Origin of the sequence: Dinghuibacter sp., assembly GCF_035492835.1 — a bacterium.
Taxonomy (GTDB): domain Bacteria; phylum Bacteroidota; class Bacteroidia; order Chitinophagales; family Chitinophagaceae; genus Dinghuibacter.
On sequence record NZ_DATJIY010000272.1, the window covers coordinates 1 to 4,454 of the forward strand.

General features: G+C 55.7%; 5 protein-coding genes. 4 read left to right on the forward strand and 1 reads right to left on the reverse strand.

Annotated features, from left to right (window positions below; all coding sequences use genetic code 11):
- Positions 1 to 237 precede the first annotated feature (237 nt).
- From VL547_RS23755 to VL547_RS23770, 4 genes are all read left to right on the forward strand, one after another.
- Positions 238 to 933 carry an ATP-dependent Clp protease proteolytic subunit gene (locus VL547_RS23755; protein WP_325582736.1) on the forward strand — a complete coding sequence of 232 codons (696 nt, stop codon included), beginning with the start codon at positions 238 to 240 and terminating at the stop codon, positions 931 to 933.
- Positions 926 to 1,549: an ATP-dependent Clp protease proteolytic subunit gene (locus tag VL547_RS23760; protein ID WP_325582737.1), complete on the forward strand. Its 624-nt coding sequence runs from the start codon at positions 926 to 928 to the stop codon at positions 1,547 to 1,549. Before VL547_RS23755 ends, VL547_RS23760 begins: the two co-directional genes overlap by 8 nt.
- A 115-nt stretch (positions 1,550 to 1,664) precedes the next feature.
- The gene (gene clpX, locus VL547_RS23765; protein ID WP_325582739.1) at positions 1,665 to 2,906 is read left to right on the forward strand and encodes an ATP-dependent Clp protease ATP-binding subunit ClpX; all 1,242 of its coding nucleotides are present in this window, start codon (positions 1,665 to 1,667) and stop codon (positions 2,904 to 2,906) included.
- Positions 2,907 to 2,927: 21 nt separating this feature from the next.
- A complete protein-coding gene (locus VL547_RS23770) occupies positions 2,928 to 3,134 on the forward strand; it encodes a hypothetical protein (RefSeq protein ID WP_325582741.1) in 207 nt (68 codons plus the stop codon).
- 32 nt (positions 3,135 to 3,166) lie between these two features.
- Here VL547_RS23770 and VL547_RS23775 read toward each other — a convergent pair whose 3' ends face one another.
- Positions 3,167 to 4,315: an acyl-CoA dehydrogenase family protein gene (locus VL547_RS23775; RefSeq protein ID WP_325582743.1), complete on the reverse strand. Its 1,149-nt coding sequence runs from the start codon at positions 4,313 to 4,315 to the stop codon at positions 3,167 to 3,169.
- Positions 4,316 to 4,454: the final 139 nt, after the last annotated feature.

Sequence of the window (4,454 nt, forward strand, 5' to 3'; positions counted from 1 at the left end):
CCCTGTTTTGCGAAAAGTTTCGCAAAACAGGGAAAAAGAGGCATCCCACCCCTCCGTCCGGTGCTTATAGGCGTGATTGCTGGCGCGAATGTGCACGGCGCCGGCTCCGGGAGTTGGCGCGGCGCGCGGGAGTTGGCGTGAGCGAAGGATGCGTTAGAGACATTTTGGCGGATTTTGCGTGAGGCACAGATTTTGGGTTCAAGAGCCTATATTTGACCAATTAATAATCTATAGCGTATGGACTTTGGTAAAGAATTCGACCGGTACGCAGTAAAACACCAGGGCATTTCCAGTGCCACCCTGCACAATTACCGGACACATTTTCCGACAAACCTTACCCCTTATATCATAGAGGAAAGGCCGCTGAATGTAGCCTCGATGGACGTTTTTTCCCGCCTGATGATGGACCGTATCATCTTCCTGGGCGAAGGGATCAACGATTACGTGGCCAATATCGTTACGGCTCAGCTGTTGTTCCTGGACTCCACCGACCGGAGCCGGGACATCCAGATGTACATCAACAGCCCCGGCGGCGGCGTATACGCCGGCCTGGGCATCTATGACACGATGCAGTTCGTGACACCGGACATAGCCACCATCTGCACCGGTATCGCCGCGTCTATGTCCGCCGTGCTCATGCTCGCCGGCGTCCAGGGTAAGCGGTCGGCCCTCAAGCACTCGCGCATCATGCTGCACCAGCCTTCGGCGGGGGCCGGCGGTCAGGCCTCGGACATCGAGATCACCGTCAACGAGGTCCGCAAGATCAAACAGGAGCTCTACGAAGTGATCGCCGCCCACACCGGCCAGCCCGTGGAAAAGGTCGCCAAGGACTGCGACCGTGACTACTGGATGGGCGCCCAGGAGGCCAAGGCCTATGGGATCGTGGACGAGGTGCTTTTCATAAACCCTAAAAAGACGCAAAAGAATGGCTAATTACTTTATACGGCCCTTTCGCCAGGACGAAGAAGAAGAACCCAAGGAAGCGCCCGAGAATCCCATGGAGAAAATGTTGAGCTCCTGGCAGTTCGACAAAAAATTCATCGAGCAGCGCAAGGTATTCCTGTGGGGCGTAGTCGACGACAAAAGCGCCAGGGACATCACGGCGCGGCTCCTCTACCTGGACGCCCTCGACCCCAAAAAGGAAATCCAGTTCTACATCAATAGCCCGGGCGGCGTAGTGACCAGCGGGATGGTGATCTATGATACCATGCAGATGATTTCCGCTCCCGTCAGCACGATCTGTATGGGCATGGCGGCCTCCATGGGCTCCATCCTCCTGTCCGGCGGCAAGAAGGGCAAGCGTTTCATTTTCCCACACGGGGAGGTGATGATCCACCAGCCCAGCGGGGGCGGTCAAGGTACATCGGCCGACCTGGAAATCATGGCCGAGCAGATGCGGAAGACCAAGCTGATGGGCGCGGAGCTCCTGGCCAGGAACTGCGGTAAGACTACTGAACAGATTCTCAAGGACTTCGACCGGGATTACTGGATGAATGCCCCGGAGTCGGTTGCCTACGGGATCGTAGACGGGGTCATGGAAAAAATATGACGGGCGGCCAACGCAAGCCCACTTAAACACGTTTTAACTATAGAAAAACCGACCGGAAGGGTCGGTTTTTCGTATTTTTACAGACGGATTTATTCCTCACTTATCTTAGGAAAACATGGCAAAACAACCTACCCTTCATTGTTCTTTCTGCGGTCGCAGCAGGGAAGAGGTGAAGATATTGATCGCCGGACAGGAAGCGCATATATGCGAGAATTGTGTAGACCACGCGCAGGAGATCATTTCCCAGGAATTATTGATCCGCAATGACCAATACCCTTCGAACTATAAGCTCAGCGTAAAAAAGCCGGCCGAGCTAAAACGATTTCTGGATGAATACGTCATCGGGCAGGACGAGGCTAAAAAGGTCCTGGCCGTTGCGGTCTACAACCACTACAAACGTCTCAATCAGACCGGCCAGAAGGGAGACAGCGACGTAGAGATCGAGAAAAGCAACATCGTCATGGTCGGAGAGACCGGTACGGGTAAAACTTTGCTGGCCAAGACCATCGCCAAATTGTTGAACGTGCCCTTCACCATCGTCGACGCCACGGTCTTTACCGAGGCCGGGTACGTGGGGGAAGACGTGGAAAGCATCCTCACCCGCCTGTTGCAGGTTTGTAATTATGATGTACCGGCTGCGGAAAAAGGGATCGTCTACATTGATGAGATCGACAAGATTGCACGGAAGGGCGATAATCCTTCTATTACCCGTGATGTAAGTGGAGAGGGCGTACAACAAGGCCTCCTCAAGCTCCTGGAGGGCACCGAGGTGCTCGTGCCGCCCCAGGGAGGGCGCAAGCACCCGGAACAAAAGCTGATCAAGGTAAATACCCAGAATATCCTGTTTATCTGCGGGGGCGCGTTCGACGGCATCGACAAGGTGATCGCCCGGCGAATCAACACCCACGCCATCGGCTTTAACGTCAACAAGGAGCAACAGGAGCACCAGCGCCGGAACATGCTGCAGTTCGTCAACGCCCAGGACCTCAAAGGGTTCGGACTCATCCCCGAGCTGTTAGGACGTCTTCCCGTAGTCACCTATCTCAATCCCCTGGACGTCGTCACGCTCCGGTCGATCCTGATAGAACCCAAGAATGCGCTGATTAAACAGTACAAAAAGCTGTTCGATATGGAAGGCATCGAACTGGAGGTCGATCCGGAGGTGCTCGACTTCATGGTCGCCAAGGCGATCGAGTACAAGCTCGGCGCCCGCGGGTTGCGCAGCATCTGCGAGGGCATCCTCACCGACGCCATGTTCGAGCTCCCGGGCTCCGGCGAAACGCGGTTTCACCTGACCCTGGATTATGCACAGCATAAATTTGAAAAGAACCGGAACAATTTCCTGAAAGTCGCTTAACTTGTTTATCAAACACCTTTTATGGAAGAGTTGATCGAACGCCTCAAGGACAAAGCCGGTATCACCGCCGAGCAGGCTCAGCACGTCCTGGAAACCGTCAAGGACTACGTCAAAGAAAAATTCCCGATGCTAGAGGGCGCTGTTGAAAGCCTCTTCGCGCAGGGCAAGGAAAAAGGCGAAGACTTCCTCGACGAAATGAAGGACAAGGTGGGCGGGTTTTTTAAGTAACGGCTCGGTGAAACGAATTAATGAAGGGAGGCTTAGCGGCCTCCCTTTCTGATTTCGCGCGCTATCACTATCTTCTGTATCTCCGATGTACCTTCTCCGATAGTGCACAGCTTGCTATCCCGGTAGAATTTCTCCACGGGAAAATCCTTGGTATATCCATACCCTCCAAATATCTGGACCGCCTCCGTCGCCACCCGGACCGACACCTCGCTGGCATAATACTTCGCCATGGCGGCCTCCTTCGTCATCGGCAAACCCCGGTCCTTCAGGTTCGCCGCCTGCATGGTGAGCAGCTCCGCCGCGGCGATCTCGGTCGCCATATCGGCCAGCTTAAAGGAAATACCCTGGAAGGAGGCGATGGGTTTGTCGAACTGATGGCGCTCGCCGGCATACTTGACCGAGGCCTCAAAGGCCCCTTGGGCTATACCCAGCGATAGGGCGGCGATTGAAATCCGCCCGCCATCCAGCACCTTCATGGCCTGATGAAAACCATCCCCCACCGGTCCCATCCGTTGGCTATCCGGGATGCGGCAGTTGTCGAAGATCATTTCGGCGGTCTCCGACGCACGCATACCGAGCTTGTTTTCCTTCTTCCCCCCCGCAAAACCCGCCGTGCCCCTTTCGACGATAAAGGCGGTGCTGTTCTCCTTCGCACGCGGCTCTCCCGTCCGGGCGATCACCACCGCGACGTCCCCGCTCCGGCCATGGGTGATCCAGCACTTGGCGCCGTTGAGCACCCAACCGGACCCATCACGGACCGCGGTGCACTGCATGTTCCCCGCGTCGCTCCCCGTTCCCGGCTCGGTCAAACCCCACGCCCCCAACCACTGACCCGAGGCCAGCAGGGGCAGGTACTTCCGCTTCTGCTCTTCGCTTCCAAAAAGGTTGATATGTCCCGTACACAACGAATTATGGGCCGCCAGGCTCAGCCCGATCGAGCCGCACACGCTGGCGACTTCCTTGATGACGGTGACGTAATCTATATAGGTGAGCCCCGCGCCGCCATAGGCTTCAGGGATGGTCACGCCCATCAATCCCAGGTTCCCCATCTCTTTGAATAACTCCTTCGGAAAAGTCTGCGCCTCATCCCATTCCATGACATGGGGCAGTATGTGGGTGCGGGCAAAGTCCCTGGTGCTTTGCGCTATTTGGTGTGTCCATTCGGGTAGTGAGAAGTCCATCCTCCAATGTACTAACATTAGTTAGCGCCACCAAATAAATATGCATATCTCCCTCCCCACCTGTGTCGTCCTAAGCGTGTAGGCCTCTCGGAGTGGGGTTGGGCGCCTCTTTTTCCCTGTTTTGCGAAAAGTTTCGCAA

What these genes read in the sequence shown, in the direction of transcription:
- VL547_RS23770 (WP_325582741.1), top strand. Translation starts at nt 2,928, where the DNA reads ATGGAAGAGTTGATCGAACGCCTCAAGGACAAAGCCGGTATCACCGCC.
- VL547_RS23755 (WP_325582736.1), top strand. Translation starts at nt 238, where the DNA reads ATGGACTTTGGTAAAGAATTCGACCGGTACGCAGTAAAACACCAGGGC.
- VL547_RS23775 (WP_325582743.1), bottom strand. Translation starts at nt 4,315, where the DNA reads ATGGACTTCTCACTACCCGAATGGACACACCAAATAGCGCAAAGCACC.
- clpX (WP_325582739.1), top strand. Translation starts at nt 1,665, where the DNA reads ATGGCAAAACAACCTACCCTTCATTGTTCTTTCTGCGGTCGCAGCAGG.
- VL547_RS23760 (WP_325582737.1), top strand. Translation starts at nt 926, where the DNA reads ATGGCTAATTACTTTATACGGCCCTTTCGCCAGGACGAAGAAGAAGAA.